This is a genomic window from Paracidovorax sp. (assembly GCF_057642795.1).
Map to the genome: position 1 here is coordinate 124875 of NZ_JBXYZY010000009.1, position 15454 is coordinate 140328.

A 15454-nucleotide genomic window follows, 5' to 3' on the forward strand; every position below is an offset into this window, starting at 1 on the left:
ACAGCCATGTCCCTTTTCATCGCCATGAACCGCTTCCGTATCGTCCCGGGCCGCGAGGACGAGTTCGTCGAGATCTGGCGTCAGCGCGACAGCCACCTGGCGCAGGTGCCGGGCTTCCAGTCGTTCCACCTGCTGCGCGGCGAGACCACGGCGGAGCACACGCGGTTCGCATCCCACACCGTCTGGGCGTCGCGTGCGCATTTCGAGGACTGGACGCGTTCGGAAGCCTTCCGCGCCGCGCACGCCGGGGCCGGGCAGAAGCGCGATCTCTACCTCGGCCCGCCGCAGCTGGAGCTGCTGGACGCGGTGCTGTAGTGCGCCGGCAAGGCTTGGGCGGGATGCCCTGCCGGGCGAAGCGCCGTGGTGGTGGCCGTCAGTGCGCGGGCAAGGGCAGGGCGGTCTTGTAGCGCACCTGCTTGAGCGCGAAGCTGGAGCGGATTTTCTCGATGCCCGGAATGGGCGTGAGCTGCTCCAGGATGAAGCGCTCCAGCGCGCCGATGTCGGCCACCGCCACGCGGATCAGGTAGTCGGAATCGCCGCTCATCAGGTAGCACTCCATCACCTCGTCGTGCTCGGCGATGCGGCGCTCGAACTGCGCCAGCGCCTCCTTGGCCTGCGATTTCAGGCTGATGCTGATGAACACATTCAGCCCCAGGCCCAGCGCAGCGGCGTTGGCCAGCGCCACGTAGCGTGCGATGACGCCTGCGGCCTCCAGCGCCTTGACGCGGGCCAGACACGGCGAGGGCGAGAGATGCACGCGCCGCGCCAGTTCCACGTTGGAGAGCGATCCGTCGGCCTGCAGCGCCGCCAGAATGCGGAGATCCATGGTGTCGAGCTTCATATGCTGCAGTTTAGGCAATGTGCGGCACGACATGCTGCAGTTTCGGGTTTCCCATCATGCATAACGGCCGCCCATGCTGCGCTGCGGCCGATAGAGTGACCTGCATGAACGTCCCACTGCCCCTCCACGCCCTGGCCCCCGATGCCGCCACCCAGACCGGCGCTCCCGACGCCGATCCGCAGGAAACCGCCGAATGGCGCGAGGCCTTCCTGGCCCTGGTGGCCACGCAGGGCCCCGAGCGCGCGCGCTTCGTGCTGGACGAGCTGGCGGCCCTGGCGCGCCAGCAGCGAACGGGCTGGCAGCCCACGCTGAACACGCCCTACGTCAACACGGTGGCGGTGGAGTCGCAGCCCGTGTTCCCGGGCGATCTGGCCATCGAGGAACGGCTGGCTTCCCTCATGCGCTGGAACGCCCTGGCGATGGTGGTGCGCGCCAACCAGGCGGAGACGGGCGGATCGAGCGAGCTGGGCGGCCACATCGCCAGCTACGCCAGTGCGGCCGACCTGTTCGAGGCCGGCTTCAACCATTTCTTCCGCGCCCGCGAAGGCACGGGCCCCGGCCAGCACCGTGGCGATCTGGTGTTCTTCCAGCCGCACAGCGCGCCGGGCGTCTATGCGCGGGCGTACCTCGAAGGGCGGCTCACCGAGCACGACCTGCAGCATTACCGCCAGGAGATCGCCGCGCCCGCAGCGGGCGCGCAGGGCCTTTCCAGCTACCCGCACCCCTGGCTGATGCCGGACTTCTGGCAGTTCCCCACGGGCTCCATGGGCATCGGGCCGATCAGCAGCATCTACCACGCGCGCTTCATGCGCTACCTCACGCACCGCAACCTGCTCGATTGCCAGGGGCGGAAGGTGTGGGGCGTGTTCGGCGACGGCGAGATGGACGAACCCGAGAGCATGAGCGCGCTCACGCTCGCCGCGCGCGAGGGGCTGGACAACTTGGTCTGGGTGGTCAACTGCAACCTGCAGCGGCTCGACGGCCCGGTGCGCGGCAACGGCCGCATCGTCGATGAGCTGGAGCGGCTCTTCGCCGGCGCGGGCTGGAACGTGGTCAAGCTGCTCTGGGGCAGCGACTGGGATGGGCTCTTCGCCCGCGATCTGACCGGCACCCTCGCCCGCACCCTGGGCGGCACCGTGGATGGGCAGATGCAGACCTTCGCCGCCAAGGATGGGCGCTACAACCGCGACCATTTCTTCGGCCAGTCGCCGGAAATGGCGGCGCTGGCGCAGGGCCTGACCGACGAGCAGATCGACCGCCTGAAGCGCGGCGGCCACGACCTGGTGAAGATCCACGCCGCCTATGCCGCAGCCGCCGCCCACCGCGGCCAGCCCACGGTGATCCTGGCCCACACCAAGAAGGGCTACGGCATGGGCACGGCCGGGCAGGGCAAGATGACCACGCACAGCCAGAAGAAGCTGGATGAGACCGACCTGCTGGAATTCCGCAACCGCTTCAACCTGCCTTTGAGCGACGCGCAGGCCACGGGCCTGGCCTTCTACCGCCCGGCCGAGGACAGCCCCGAGATGCGCTACCTGCGCGAGCGCCGCTCGGCCCTGGGTGGCGCCCTGCCGCGCCGCGAGACCGCCTGCGGCGTGGTGCCCGTGCCGCCGGTGGAGCAATACGTCCAGTTCGCGCTGCAGGCCCAGGGCAAGGAGATGAGCACCACCATGGCCTTCGTGCGCATGCTGGGCGCACTGCTGAAAGACGCGCAGCTGGGCCCGCGCATCGTGCCCATCGTTGCCGACGAGGCGCGCACCTTCGGCATGGCGAGCCTCTTCAAGCAGGTGGGCATCTACAGCAGCCTGGGCCAGCGCTATGCGCCCGAAGACATCGGCTCGGTGCTGAGCTACCGCGAGGCGCTCGATGGCCAGATCCTGGAGGAAGGCATCAGCGAGGCGGGCGCCATCGCCAGCTGGACGGCCGCCGCCACCAGCTACAGCGTGCATGGCCTGGCCATGCTGCCCTTCTACATCTACTACTCCATGTTCGGCTTCCAGCGCGTGGGCGATGCCATCTGGGCCGCTGCCGACCAGCGTGCGCGGGGCTTTCTGCTGGGCGCGACCTCGGGCCGCACCACGCTGGGCGGCGAGGGGCTGCAGCACCAGGACGGCTCCAGCCACCTGGTGGCCGCGACTATCCCCAACTGCAAGGCCTACGACCCGGCCCATGCGGGCGAGCTGGCCCTCATCATCGATGCCGGCATGCGCGAGATGCTGGTGGAGCAGCGCGACGTGTTCTATTACGTCACGCTTATGAACGAGAACTACGCCCAGCCCGACCTGCCGGCGGGCGCAGCCCAGGGCGTGCTGCGCGGATGCTATGTCTTCGATGGCGGCAAGTCCTTTCCCGATGCGGGGACAGGCACGGTTGCGCCTCAAAGCCAAATCACGCTGCTGGGCTCGGGCGCCATCCTGACCGAGGTGGTCAAGGCGGCGGCGCTGCTCGCGGCCGAGGGCATCCAGGCCACTGTGGTCAGCGTGACCAGCTGGAGCGAGCTGGCCCGCGAAGGCATCGCCTGCGAAGCCCGCGCCCTGGCCGGCGAGGCCGATGCGGGCATCCCCTGGATCGCCCAGGTGCTGGCAGGCACCGCCGGCCCGGTGATCGCCGCGAGCGACTACGTGCGCGCCGTGCCCGAGAGCGTGCGCGCCTTCGTGCCCGCCGGCCGCCGCTATCTCACGCTGGGCACCGACGGCTTCGGCCGCAGCGACACGCGTGCCGCGCTGCGCAGCCATTTCGGCGTGGATGCCGCCCACATCGCGCAGGCGGCGCGGCATGCGCTGCGGGCGCCCTGAGCGGTTGGCTGCCACGCAGGTGCGGGGCTGGCTATTTCAAGGTGGAATCGGCCTGCAGCGCTTGATGAATCTGCGCTTTTTGCTATCGTTGGTGTAGCAAATCAGGCCGCTTCGGCCGGCCGGAAGAACGCATCCAGCAGCGGCATGAGCGTGGGAAATTCCTGCGCGAAGCGATCGCGGCTCACAAAGTAGGCCTCGCAGGCCACGGCGAAGAATTCGGCCGGCGCGGTGGCACCGTAGGCGTCCAGCCAGGGCACGGCGCCGCCGAAGCGCTCGGCGATGATGACCTTCTCGCGGAAGGCTTCATAGGCCACTGCCCAGGCGTCGTGCCACAGCGCACGTGCCGCGCGGCTGTCGGCCGCGCCCATGAAGCCGGCGGGCAGGGGTGGGGAACCATCGGCCGCGCCGTCCTGCATGTCGAGCTTGTGGGCGAATTCATGGATCACGACGCTGGTGCCGCTGCCCTGGTGGCCTTCGGCGGCATGCGCCAGCGAGCGGCCGGCCTGGTCCACCGCGGGCCAGCTGAGCATGACCGGGCCGCGCTGCATGGCCTCGCCCAGCAGCACCTCGTCGTAGTCGTGCACCACGCCGGCCTCGTCCACCGCCTGGCGGCGGGCCACGGCCTCGCCGGGATGGATGACGATGCCCACGAAATCGTCGTAGCAGTCCAGCGCACGGGCCGGCTCGCCCCAGTGCAGCAGCGGCAGGCAGGCCTGCGCGGCGATCGCCACCGCCATGGCATCGGTCACCTGCAGGCCGTGAGCGCCGGTGAATTCCTTGCGCTGCAGAAAGAGGGCGCTCAGCGCGCGCAGCTTGGCCTGGTCCTGCGCGGGCAGGGCGGCGAGAAAGCGATAGTGCGACAGCGTCTGCAGCCAGAGCGGCGCATCGATGTCAGGCACCGGCGCCAGCGTGGCGCGCAGGCGGTTGCCGAGGCGGCGAAAGAGGTGTCGCAAAGGGGCAGGCATGCCCTTAGCTGGGGATGAGGTCCACGCGTTCCAGGCCCTGGGCCGAGAGCCGCAGCAGGCCGGCGCGCGGGGGCTGGGCATCCAGGTCCCAGTCGGTCAGCACGTGGCGGGTGAGGGCGGGGCGGCCGTCGCCCGCGGCGCGCAGCACATGGTCGGCAGGCAGATGGGTGTGGCCGTGGATCAGTGCGGGCGCGTCGGCGGCCTGCAGCCAGGCCTGGGCGGCGACGGCGTCCACATCGGCATAGAAGCCGGTGCCTGACTGCTTGCGCGATTCGCTTTCGGCGCGGGCGCTGCGGCCCTGCGCGCGGCGCTCGGCCAGCGGGCGGGCGAGCAACTGGGCCTGCCACTGCGGGTTGCGGGCCACGGCGCGAAAGCGCTGATATTCCACATCATCCAGGCACAGCGCATCACCGTGCGAGAGCAGCCAGCGCTGGCCCAGAAAGCCGAGCACGGTGGGGTCGTCCAGCAGCGTGATGCCGCAGCGCCGGGCGAAGCCCTGGCCCACGAGGAAGTCGCGGTTGCCGTGCAGGAAGAAGAGGGAGGTGCGCCGGGCGGCGCGCTGCAGCAGTTCGCAGCAGGCGCCTTCGAAGCTGCCGGGCTCGTCGATGGCGTCGTCGCCCACCCAGACCTCGAAGACGTCGCCCAGCAGGAAGACGGCGTCGGCCGGCGTGGCGGCGAGGTAATCGGCGAAGGCCCGCACCGTGGCCGGGTGGGCCGCATCCAGGTGCAGGTCCGAGACGAAATCAACCATGCGCCAGCCGGAGGGCGCGATGAGCTCGCGGGCGTCTGGCACGGGTGGGTTCATGGCGAAGGGAGCGGGGAGGAGTGCATTCACGCCATGCCACGCCGGCAGACGCCGCAGAGCCGGGTTTGCCGGCCTGCCAGCGTCATGCCCCAGCGAGGGGTGGCGCGAAGCGACTCAGGGGCGTCAGAGTGCCACGGCCTTTTCGATGATGACGTCGTCCTTGGGCACGTCGTCATGGAAGCCCTTGCGGCCGGTCTTCACGCCCTTGATGGCATCGACGATCTCGGTGCCCTTGACCACCTTGCCGAACACGGCGTAGCCCCAGCCCTGGGCCGAAGGGGCGGTGTGGTTCAGGAAGCCGTTGTCGGCCACGTTGATGAAGAACTGGGCAGTGGCCGAGTGCGGGTCGCTGGTGCGGGCCATGGCCACGGTGTAGTTGGCGTTCTTCAGGCCGTTCTGGGCTTCGTTCTGGATGGGGGCGTCGGTGCCCTTCTGGTTCATGCCGGGCTCGAAGCCGCCGCCCTGGATCATGAAGCCGGGGATCACGCGGTGGAAGATGGTGTTGTCGTAGTGGCCCTTCTTCACGTAGGCCAGGAAGTTCTCGGTGGACTTGGGCGCCTTCTCGGCGTCGAGTTCCAGCGTGATGACGCCGTGGCCGGCGATGTGCAGTTCGACTTGGGGGTTGCTCATGGGAGGTTCCTCTGTGAAGCAGGGGGCCGCTGGGGCCCGTTGACAAAAAGGGGAAAGAAGGCCGCACCGTCCGGGTCGTCCGCCGCGTCACGCGGGGGGCGATGGCGCGGGCCGGTTACTTGACGATGGTGGCCGAGCGGATCACGACCGGCGTGGTAGGCACATTCTGGTACATGCCCCGGCTGCCGGTGGCCACGGCCTTGATCTTGTCCACCACGTCGGTGCCCGAGATCACCTTGCCGAAGACGGCGTAACCGTTGCCTTCGCCGTTGGCGTTGAGCATGGCGTTGTCCTTGACGTTGATGAAGAACTGCGCAGTGGCCGAATCGGGGTTGCTCGTGCGGGCCATGGCGATGGTGTAGGGCTCGTTCTTCAGGCCGTTGTTCGCTTCCAGTGCAATCGGCGCGCGGGTGGGCTTTTGCTGCATCTCGGGCGTGAAGCCGCCGCCCTGGATCATGAAGCCGTCGATCACGCGGTGGAAGACGGTGCCGTCGTAGTGCTTTTCCTTCACGTAGGTGAGGAAGTTCTCCACGGTCTTGGGCGCCTTGGCTGGGTCCAGCTGAACGACAATGTCACCCACCGAGGTGGCCAGCCGGACCTTGGGAGCCATCTGGGCATTTCCGGCTGATGCTATGGAAAACGTAGCTGACAGCGCAATGCCTGCAAGCGCCAGAGCGGTATTTCGTCTGGAAATCATCCGATCACTCCTTCGAAGAAGATCTGCCACTGGTTGCCCTTGCGCATCCAGTATTGGCGTTTGACGGGGCCGGTGCGGGCGCCCACAGGCACCTCACCGAAGGTCACGACCATCGTGTCGGCCGAATCCGTCCAGCGCAGGTAAGACTTGTCCTTGAGTTGAAGTTCCCGACCGCGCAGCGCGCGCGACTCGGCTTCCAGGCTGCGGCTCCAGGTGGCCAGCGGCATCTTGCCGTAGCTCTCGAAATTGGGCGCGTAGAACGACAGCAGGCGCTGCATGTCGCCCTGCGATTTGGCGGTGCGCCAGGCATCGAGCACGGCCTCGAACTTCTGGCGCTCGGGCTGCAGGCTCTGCGGCTGGACCCATTGCAGCTGGCGGGCGATGACTACCGGCGTGGTGCGTGGCTCCACCGTGCGCAGGATGCGCTCCAGATCGGGGTTGGCCAGGGCCAGGCATCCGTCGGTGGCCAGCGGGGCGCGGGAAAACTGCTCCGGTGGCGTGCCGTGCAGCCAGATGCCGCCACCCGTCTTGCCCCGGCTCAGATCGAGCGGGCTGGGGTAGTTGATGGGCAGCGCGCCGGAACCGTAGAAGTCCGTCAGCTTGGCCGGGTCCAGACGGCTGGTGATGTAGTACACGCCCAGCGGTGTGCGCTGGTCGCCTTCCAGCGTCTTTTCGATGCCCAGCTTGCCCACCGATGCGTAATAGTCGGCGATCAGTTCCATGCCCTTGCCGGTGTTCTCGAAGAGATACAGGCGTGAGCGCGACGCATCGACGGCGATCGCGTGGCGCGTGCGCGCCGAGATCTCGAGGAACTGGCTCGGTACGGTGCCGGCTGGCGGGCGCACGCGCAGCGCGTCCGTGCGTTGGCGCGATTCGGCACGCAGCTCGGCCAGCGTCTCGCCCGCTGGGCGCTGCGCTACGGCGTCGGCCGCTGTGGCAGGAGGCACGTCGCCCATCTGCTTGAGCCCGCGCACCCGGGAAGTCAGCAGGTCGCCCAGCGCGAGCTGCGCCAGCTGGAAGTTGGGATGGTCGCGCACAAGGCTCTCGGCCTTGGCCAGGGCCTCGCGCGTGCGGCCTTCGCCGGTCAGCCGGTAGATTTCGAGCAGGCGCTTTTCAGCCTCGCCATCTTTCTGCGCCGCCGCGGCAGTCGGGCTGGGCGCAGCGGCGCGCTTGGCAGGTTGGTGCGCGCCGACCTGGCGCAGCTTGTCGCCCTGCGCATGCAGGCTGGGCGTGGCGCACAGCGCAGATACGGCCAGGCCGGAGGCCAGACTGCGCGCGACCCACGCAGGCATGGACCTGCTCGGGATGCGACCCAAGGCTTGCGCCATGCGCTGCGAGACGGAAAAACGGGGAGAGGGGCGCAACCGCCCTAGAAGCCGCAGCAACCCCTGTCAACCGCCAGTGGATTCACTAACGATGACCCAGCGGCCACCGTTGTTCACCAGCTCGAGCGTTTTGCGGCTGTTGACGTTGTAGCTGCCGGAGCTGTAGCTCTGGCGGAACCGGGCCTGGGCCTTGTTGCCGTTCACGGTCACGTGCAGATCGTTGATGCCCACATTGATCTTGGCGCGGCCGACGATGCGCTCGCGCCGTTCCTTCTCCCAGGCAGCACGGCTTTGCTTGCCGGGCGTGTAGGACTTTTCGTAGGAATCCAGATAGCCCGCCATGTTTTGATTTTCCCAGGCCGTGGCCCAGGCATGCACGGCGTGTGAGACTTCCTTCTCGGCAGCAGCATTGGCATTAACGGCGGCAGGAGCCGGTGCGGGTGCCGGCGCAGGCGCAGGCGCAGGCGCTGCAGCAGGTGCCGGAGCCGGCGTGGGGGCTGGCACCGGTGCGGCCGGCTTGGGTGTCGGCGCAGGAGCAGGAGCAGGAGCAGGAGCAGGCGTCGGTGCCGGCGCCGGTGCGGCAGCAGGTGCCGGTGCCGGCGTGCGCGCTGCGGCGACGGTCGTCTTCGGTGCGTTGGAGAACAGTTCGCGGATCAGCGCAAGCTTGGGCTTGACCGAATTGGCGTTGCTGCCGTCGAGCTGCAGGGCCTTGTTGTAGGCCTGGCTGGCCAGCTTGGCGTAGATGTCGCCCAGGTTCTCATGGGCCGTGGCGTAGCTGGGGTTGGTGCGGATCGCCATTTCCAGCGCGGTGCGGGCCTTGTCCAGCTGGTTCTGGCTGGCGTAGAGCACGGCGAGGTTGTTATAGGGCTCGGGCAGCTCGGGGTAGTCTTCCGTGAGCTTGGTGAAGGTAGCCACCGCGTCGGACGGCTTGCCCGAATCGGCCTGTGCCACGCCGCGCAGGAAGCGCAACTGCGGATCGCGCGGGTTCGCGGCCAGGCGCTGGTCGGCCTTGGTCAGTGCCTCCGCGGCCTTGCCAGTGCGCAGCAGCTGCGTGATGTCGGCATAGTCATCTGCATGGGCCAGCGGTGCCCCCAGTGCGGCTGATAGCGCGATCAGGCGCAGGAAATGGGGGAGGACGCGGAGGGCAGGCTTCATGGACGGATGCAGGAGTTAGATCGGTGTCGAGCCGTAACGAGGCTTATACTGCGGCGGATTGTAGCTGAGGGGTTTGCGATGCTGGCGCGCTGTTGCCGCCTCAATCCCCCGGGGGTGCAGGGTTGCCGCATCTGCCCCCGCAGCCCCGTGCCAGGGACGCCCCTGAGCGAGCCTTTTTTACCGAGGGTTGGCTGCACATCCCCAGACCCTGACTGATATTCCCGATGAGTTTGCGTATCTACAACACGCTGTCGCGTGCGTTGGAAGACTTTGTTCCGATCGAGCCTGGCCACGTGCGCATGTACGTGTGCGGCATGACGATCTATGACCTGTGCCACATCGGCCACGCTCGCATGATGATGGCTTTCGACGTGGTCCAGCGCTGGCTCAAAAGCAGCGGCCTGCGCGTGACCTACGTGCGCAACATTACCGACATCGACGACAAGATCATCCGCCGCGCGGTGGAGCGCGGGATCACCATCCGCGAACTGACCGACGAGATGATCGCCGCCATGCACGAAGACATCGGCAAGCTCGGCATCGAGCCGCCGTCCATCGAGCCGCGCGCCACCGAATACGTGCCGCAGATGCTGGCGCTGATCGGCAAGCTGCAGGACAAGGGCCTGGCCTACCAGGGCAGCAGCGGCGACATGAACTATGCGGTGCGCAAGTTCCCCGGCTACGGCAAGCTTTCGGGCAAGTCGCTGGACGAGCTGCGTGCCGGCGAGCGCGTGGCCGTGCTCGAAGGCAAGGATGACCCGCTCGACTTCGTGCTCTGGAAGTCCGCCAAGCCCGAGGAGCCGCCCGAGGCCAAGTGGGCCAGCCCCTTCGGCACGGGGCGCCCGGGCTGGCACATCGAATGTTCGGCCATGAGCTGCGCCACGCTGGGCGAGAGCTTCGATATCCACGGCGGCGGGGCCGACCTGCAGTTCCCCCACCACGAGAACGAGATCGCCCAGAGCGAAGGTGCCACGGGCAAGCCGCTGGCTGCTTTCTGGGTCCACAACGGGTTCGTGCGGGTGGACAACGAGAAGATGAGCAAGTCGCTCGGCAACTTCTTCACCATCCGCGACGTGCTTGCCAAGTACGACGCGGAGACCGTGCGCTTTTTCATCGTGCGCACCCATTACCGCAGCGCGCTCAACTACAGCGACGCGCATCTGGACGACGCACGCCAGGCGCTCAAGCGTCTCTATACCGCGCTGAGCCTGGTGGCTCCGGCGGAAGTCGCGGCCATCGACTGGGCCAATAACCCCTTTGCCGCCCGCTTCAAGGCGGCCATGGATGAGGACTTTGGCACGCCTGAGGCCGTCGCCGTGCTGTTCGAGCTCGCGGGCGAGGTCAACCGCACCCGCTCCGCAGAGGCTGCCGGCCTGCTCAAGGCGCTGGCCGGGTGCCTGGGGCTGCTGCAGGGCGATCCACAGGCCTTTCTGCGTGCCGGTGCGACGACGCTCGACGAGCCCGCCATCGAGGCGTTGATCGCCGCCAGGGCAGCAGCCAAGGCCGGGCGCGACTTCGCCGAGGCCGACCGCATCCGCGCCCAGCTGCTGGCGCGAGGCATCGTGCTCAAGGATTCGGCCGCCGGGACGACCTGGGAGGCTGCGCAATGAGTTTTTTCTTTGTCCTTCAGCTCAATCGGCCGCAGGCGCAGGTGGGATAAGCGGTGGCTCCTAGCAAAAAGATAGTGGCGTTGGACATGGCGCCCGTAGCACTCGCGCCTGAATACTGGGCCGAGGCCTGCAAGCACCTCATGAAGCGCGACCGCGTGATGAAGCGGCTGATCCCCGAGCTGGGCGACGTCGCACTCAGCCAGCGTGGTGATGCGTTCACCACCCTGGCGCGCAGTATCGTCGGCCAGCAGGTGTCCGTGACTTCGGCTCAGAAGGTGTGGGACGCCTTTGCCGCGCTGCCGCAGGCCATGACGCCGGCCAACGTGCTCAAGCTCAAGGTGGACGACATGCGCTCGGCGGGCCTGTCTGCTCGCAAGGTGGACTACCTGGTGGACCTGGCCCTGCACTTCGACTCCGGCCGCCTGCACGTCAAGGACTGGGGCGCAATGGATGATGACGCCATCACCCGCGAACTGGTCGCCATCCGCGGCATCAGCCGCTGGACGGCCGACATGTTCCTCATCTTCCATCTGGCGCGGCCCAACGTGCTGCCGCTCGACGACGCCAGCCTCATCAGTGGCATCAGCCAGCACTATTTTTCCGGCGACCCTGTCAGCCGCAGCGATGCGCGCGAGGTGGCCGATGCGTGGAAACCCTGGTGCAGCGTGGCGAGTTGGTATATTTGGCGATCTCTCGCTCCCCTGCCTGTGGACTACTGATCCGGCGCCTGGGCCTCTTCCCAAGGCGCCGTTTCGTCGCACGTATCTGCAGCACAAAAGACTGGGCACCCCATCCCGCCCAAGGAGAATCAAGTTGGCAAAGAAAACATTCCTGGACTTCGAGCAGCCCATCGCTGAGCTCGAATCCAAAATCGAAGAGCTGCGCTACGTGCAAACGGAAAGCGCAGTGGACATCTCCGACGAGATCGATCAGCTCAGCAAGAAGAGCCATCAGCTCACCAAGGATATTTACGGCGACCTCACGCCCTGGCAGATCACCAAGATCGCCCGCCACCCCGAGCGTCCCTACACCATGGACTACGTGGGCGAAATCTTCACCGATTTCGTCGAGATGCACGGTGACCGCCACTTTGCGGACGACCTCTCCATCGTCGGCGGGCTGGCCCGCTTCAACGGCCAGCCCTGCATGGTCATTGGCCAGCAAAAGGGCCGCGACACCAAGGAGCGCGCCGCGCGCAACTTCGGCATGAGCCGTCCCGAGGGCTACCGCAAGGCTCTGCGCCTGATGAAGACGGCCGAGAAGTTCCAGCTGCCGGTGTTTACCTTCGTCGATACCCCCGGCGCCTACCCCGGCATCGACGCCGAGGAGCGCGGTCAGTCCGAGGCCATCGGCCGCAACATCTTCGAGATGGCGCAGCTCGAAGTGCCCATCATCACCACCGTGATTGGCGAAGGCGGCTCCGGCGGAGCGCTGGCCATCAGCGTGGCTGACCAGGTCATCATGCTGCAGTACTCCATCTACTCGGTCATCAGCCCCGAAGGCTGCGCGTCCATTCTCTGGAAGACGGGCGACAAGGCCCAGGACGCGGCCGACGCCATGGGCATCACCGCGCACCGGCTGAAGGCCCTGGGCCTGGTGGACAAGATCGTGAGCGAGCCCGTGGGCGGGGCCCACCGCGACGCCAAGCAGATGGCCGCGTTCCTCAAGCGCGCGCTGGGCGATGCCTACCGCCAGCTGGCCGACCTCAAGACCAAGGATCTGCTGGACCGCCGCTACGACCGGCTGCAGAGTTATGGCCGCTTCAACGACACCAAGGCTGAAGCCCGCTGACGCAGCGGGGTGCGTGGCGGCCGTGAACCCGGCGCCGACCACCTGCCACGAGCGGCCCTGCGGGGCCGCTTTTTTCTGGGGCGTGGGGCAGCCGGCCGCTGCGTTTTGCAGGGTAGGGCGCACCGCATGACCCAATCCCTCGACGCCGCCCTGCAGTCCTTCGCCCCCGGTCTGCCGCTGGGCGTGGGCCTGAGCGGCGGCGCTGATTCCACCGCGCTGCTGCTGGCCTGCCATGCGCGCTGGCCGGGACAGGTCGTCGCGCTGCACGTCCACCACGGCCTGCAGGCGGCGGCCGACGGGTTCGAGTCGCACTGCGCGGCGCTGTGCCAGTCCCTGGGCATCCTGCTGCGCACCCAGCGCACCGACGGGCGGCCCCAGCCCGGCCAGAGTCCCGAGGATGCGGCCCGCCGGGCCCGTTATCAGGCTTTGGCGGCACTGGCCGGCGCACAGTGTGGGCAGCCAGCTATCGAAAACATAGCAATCGCCCAGCATGCCGACGACCAGGCCGAGACCCTGCTGCTGGCGCTCTCGCGCGGCGCGGGCGCGCCCGGCCTGGCCGCCATGCCCGCCCGGTGGAAGCGCGGCGGCATCACCTGGCACCGGCCCCTGCTGCGGGTGGCCGGCCGGGACGTACGCGCCTGGCTGCAGGCGCAAGGCGCGGGCTGGGTCGAGGACCCCACCAACGCCGACGAACGCTACACCCGCAACCGCATCCGGCGCCAACTGCTGCCGGTGCTGGACGAGGTGTTCCCTCAGTTCCGCGACACCTTCGCGCGCAGTGCGGCCCACGCCGCGCAGGCTGGCGAGCTGCTGCAGGAACTGGCGGCCATCGACCTGGCCGCTTGCGGCGGGGCACCGCCGCGCATCGCTGCCCTGCAGGGGCTGAGCCATGCGCGGCAGGCGAACGTGTTGCGCCACTGGCTGCGCACGGCGCATGGCGTGGCCGCATCCACCGCCCAGCTGGCCCAGCTGCAGTCCCAGATCGCGGCCTGCACCACGCGTGGTCACCGCATCCACCTCCGCGTGGGCGGGGGCTTCGCCGTGCGCGAGGGAGCGGTGCTCGGTTGGTACAATTCCTAGGTTCTGGTTTCCGGCTTTTGCACAAGCCGGCGGCGCGCCAGAACGCGTGCATTCCTTCCCTTTTCCTTCTTCATCCTTTCGCGCCCGGCCCTTCGGGGCTCGTCAATCCAGAAATCCAATGGCACTGATCGTTCATAAATACGGCGGCACGTCGATGGGCTCCACGGAGCGCATCCGCAACGTCGCCAAGCGCGTGGCCAAGTGGGCTCGGGCAGGCCACCAGATGGTGGTGGTGCCCAGCGCCATGAGTGGCGAAACCAACCGGCTGCTCGGGCTGGCCAAAGACTTGGCGCCTTCGCGTGCCAGCTCCGCCTATCACCGCGAACTCGACATGCTGGCCGCGACCGGCGAGCAGGCTTCTTCCGCTCTGCTGGCCATCGCCCTGCAGGCCGAAGGCATGGAGTCGGTGAGCTACGCCGGCTGGCAAGTGCCCATCCGCACCGACAGCGCCTACACCAAGGCCCGCATCGAATCCATCGACGACAAGCGCGTGCGCGCCGACCTCGCCGCTGGCAAGGTCGTCATCGTCACGGGCTTCCAGGGCATCGACGAGCACGGCCACATCACCACGCTGGGCCGCGGCGGCTCCGACACCTCCGCCGTCGCTGTCGCCGCCGCCATGAAGGCCGCCGAATGCCTGATCTACACCGATGTGGATGGCGTCTACACGACCGACCCGCGCGTGGTTCAGGAAGCGCGCCGCCTGGCCACCGTGAGCTTCGAGGAAATGCTGGAGATGGCCAGCCTCGGCAGCAAGGTGCTGCAGATCCGCTCGGTGGAATTTGCCGGCAAGTACCGCGTGCCACTGCGCGTGCTCTCCAGCTTCACGCCCTGGGACATCGACATCGACGAAGAAGCCCGCTCCGGGACGCTGATCACTTTTGAGGAAGACGAAAAAATGGAACAAGCCGTCGTATCCGGCATCGCTTTCAACCGCGACGAGGCCAAGGTCTCCGTCCTCGGCGTGCCCGACACGCCCGGCATCGCCTACCAGATCCTGGGCGCCGTGGCCGACGCCAACATCGAGGTGGACGTCATCATCCAGAACTTGAGCAAGGACGGAAAGACCGACTTCAGCTTCACGGTGAACCGCGGCGACTACGCCCGCACGATCGACCTGCTCAAGGACAAGGTGCTGCCAGCGCTGGGGGCCCAGGAAGTCGTGGGCGACGCCAAGATCTGCAAGGTGAGCATTGTCGGCATCGGCATGCGCAGCCATGTGGGCGTGGCCGCCAAGATGTTCCGCGTGTTGAGCGAAGAGGGCATCAACATCCAGATGATCTCGACCTCTGAAATCAAGACCTCGGTCGTCATCGACGAAAAGTATGTTGAACTGGCCGTGCGCACCCTGCACAAGGCGTTCGAACTGGACCAACCCACAGCTTGATTGGCTAAAGAGGCCTCAAATTGAGGCATAATAGCTGGATTGGAAACGTGACCGAGTGGCCGAAGGTGCTCCCCTGCTAAGGGAGTATGGGGTGTAGAGCCTCATCGAGGGTTCGAATCCCTCCGTTTCCGCCAAGATAAAGCCCAAGTGATCGATTCACTTGGGCTTTTTTCTTTTGGTCGCTGTGTTGACGCCGCCCCGCTTTCTCGGGTCCGTTTGGCTTGATTCTGCAGCCGGGATTTGGTCTGCCTTGGGGATCCCCGGTGTCTGACGTGCCCGGGCAGCAGGGTAGCGCTCTGAATCGCCCCGGATTCCCTAGACACTTTTGAGCCGTTGGGAATGGCGTCTCTCGAACTCCGCCGGCGAAGTATCA

At 67.4% G+C, this 15454-nt stretch carries 14 protein-coding genes and 1 tRNA gene; 8 read left to right on the forward strand and 7 right to left on the reverse strand.

What is annotated here, in order from left to right; all coding sequences use genetic code 11:
• Positions 1 to 6: 6 nt before the first annotated feature.
• Positions 7 to 315 (forward strand): heme-degrading protein HmuQ, encoded by a 309-nt coding sequence (hmuQ, locus tag AC3A84_RS05385; protein ID WP_487968613.1) that lies wholly within the window; start codon positions 7 to 9, stop codon positions 313 to 315.
• Between the two features lie 58 nt (positions 316 to 373).
• Here hmuQ and AC3A84_RS05390 read toward each other — a convergent pair whose 3' ends face one another.
• Positions 374 to 841 carry an Lrp/AsnC family transcriptional regulator gene (locus tag AC3A84_RS05390; RefSeq protein WP_343593362.1) on the reverse strand — a complete coding sequence of 156 codons (468 nt, stop codon included), beginning with the start codon at positions 839 to 841 and terminating at the stop codon, positions 374 to 376.
• A 104-nt stretch (positions 842 to 945) separates the two neighbouring features.
• Between AC3A84_RS05390 and mdeB the strand changes: the two genes are divergently transcribed.
• Positions 946 to 3636 carry an alpha-ketoglutarate dehydrogenase gene (gene mdeB / locus AC3A84_RS05395; RefSeq protein ID WP_487968614.1) on the forward strand — a complete coding sequence of 897 codons (2691 nt, stop codon included), beginning with the start codon at positions 946 to 948 and terminating at the stop codon, positions 3634 to 3636.
• 101 nt (positions 3637 to 3737) lie between these two features.
• Here mdeB and AC3A84_RS05400 read toward each other — a convergent pair whose 3' ends face one another.
• The 6 genes from AC3A84_RS05400 to AC3A84_RS05425 form a co-directional block, all read right to left on the reverse strand.
• Positions 3738 to 4601: a M90 family metallopeptidase gene (locus AC3A84_RS05400; RefSeq protein WP_487968615.1), complete on the reverse strand. Its 864-nt coding sequence runs from the start codon at positions 4599 to 4601 to the stop codon at positions 3738 to 3740.
• Positions 4602 to 4605: 4 nt separating this feature from the next.
• The gene (locus AC3A84_RS05405) at positions 4606 to 5406 is read right to left on the reverse strand and encodes a UDP-2,3-diacylglucosamine diphosphatase (protein ID WP_487968616.1); all 801 of its coding nucleotides are present in this window, start codon (positions 5404 to 5406) and stop codon (positions 4606 to 4608) included.
• Positions 5407 to 5529: 123 nt separating this feature from the next.
• On the reverse strand, positions 5530 to 6036 hold the full coding sequence (locus AC3A84_RS05410) for a peptidylprolyl isomerase (RefSeq protein ID WP_486159003.1): 507 nt from the start codon (positions 6034 to 6036) through the stop codon (positions 5530 to 5532).
• Between the two features lie 115 nt (positions 6037 to 6151).
• On the reverse strand, positions 6152 to 6733 hold the full coding sequence (locus AC3A84_RS05415; protein ID WP_487968617.1) for a peptidylprolyl isomerase: 582 nt from the start codon (positions 6731 to 6733) through the stop codon (positions 6152 to 6154).
• Complete coding sequence (locus AC3A84_RS05420; protein WP_487968618.1) at positions 6730 to 8025, reverse strand: L,D-transpeptidase family protein; 1296 nt, start codon at positions 8023 to 8025, stop codon at positions 6730 to 6732. The genes AC3A84_RS05415 and AC3A84_RS05420 overlap by 4 nt, the downstream gene beginning before the upstream one ends.
• A 99-nt stretch (positions 8026 to 8124) precedes the next feature.
• Positions 8125 to 9213 (reverse strand): tetratricopeptide repeat protein, encoded by a 1089-nt coding sequence (locus AC3A84_RS05425; protein ID WP_487968619.1) that lies wholly within the window; start codon positions 9211 to 9213, stop codon positions 8125 to 8127.
• A gap of 224 nt (positions 9214 to 9437) precedes the next feature.
• On the opposite strand from AC3A84_RS05425, the gene cysS reads away from it, so the two are divergent.
• The 6 genes from cysS to AC3A84_RS05455 all read left to right on the forward strand — a co-directional run bounded on the left by cysS (position 9438) and on the right by AC3A84_RS05455 (position 15215).
• A complete protein-coding gene (gene cysS / locus AC3A84_RS05430; RefSeq protein WP_487968620.1) occupies positions 9438 to 10823 on the forward strand; it encodes a cysteine--tRNA ligase in 1386 nt (461 codons plus the stop codon).
• Positions 10824 to 10876: 53 nt separating this feature from the next.
• Entirely contained in the window at positions 10877 to 11542 is a 666-nt protein-coding gene (locus tag AC3A84_RS05435; RefSeq protein ID WP_487968621.1) for a DNA-3-methyladenine glycosylase family protein, read from the forward strand.
• Positions 11543 to 11636: 94 nt separating this feature from the next.
• Entirely contained in the window at positions 11637 to 12614 is a 978-nt protein-coding gene (locus tag AC3A84_RS05440) for an acetyl-CoA carboxylase carboxyltransferase subunit alpha (RefSeq protein WP_092939166.1), read from the forward strand.
• Positions 12615 to 12740: 126 nt separating this feature from the next.
• A complete protein-coding gene (gene tilS, locus AC3A84_RS05445) occupies positions 12741 to 13694 on the forward strand; it encodes a tRNA lysidine(34) synthetase TilS (RefSeq protein ID WP_487968622.1) in 954 nt (317 codons plus the stop codon).
• Positions 13695 to 13812: 118 nt separating this feature from the next.
• Positions 13813 to 15081 (forward strand): aspartate kinase, encoded by a 1269-nt coding sequence (locus tag AC3A84_RS05450; protein ID WP_487968623.1) that lies wholly within the window; start codon positions 13813 to 13815, stop codon positions 15079 to 15081.
• Positions 15082 to 15122: 41 nt separating this feature from the next.
• A tRNA-Ser gene (locus AC3A84_RS05455) sits at positions 15123 to 15215 on the forward strand.
• The last annotated feature ends 239 nt before the right edge of the window (positions 15216 to 15454 follow it).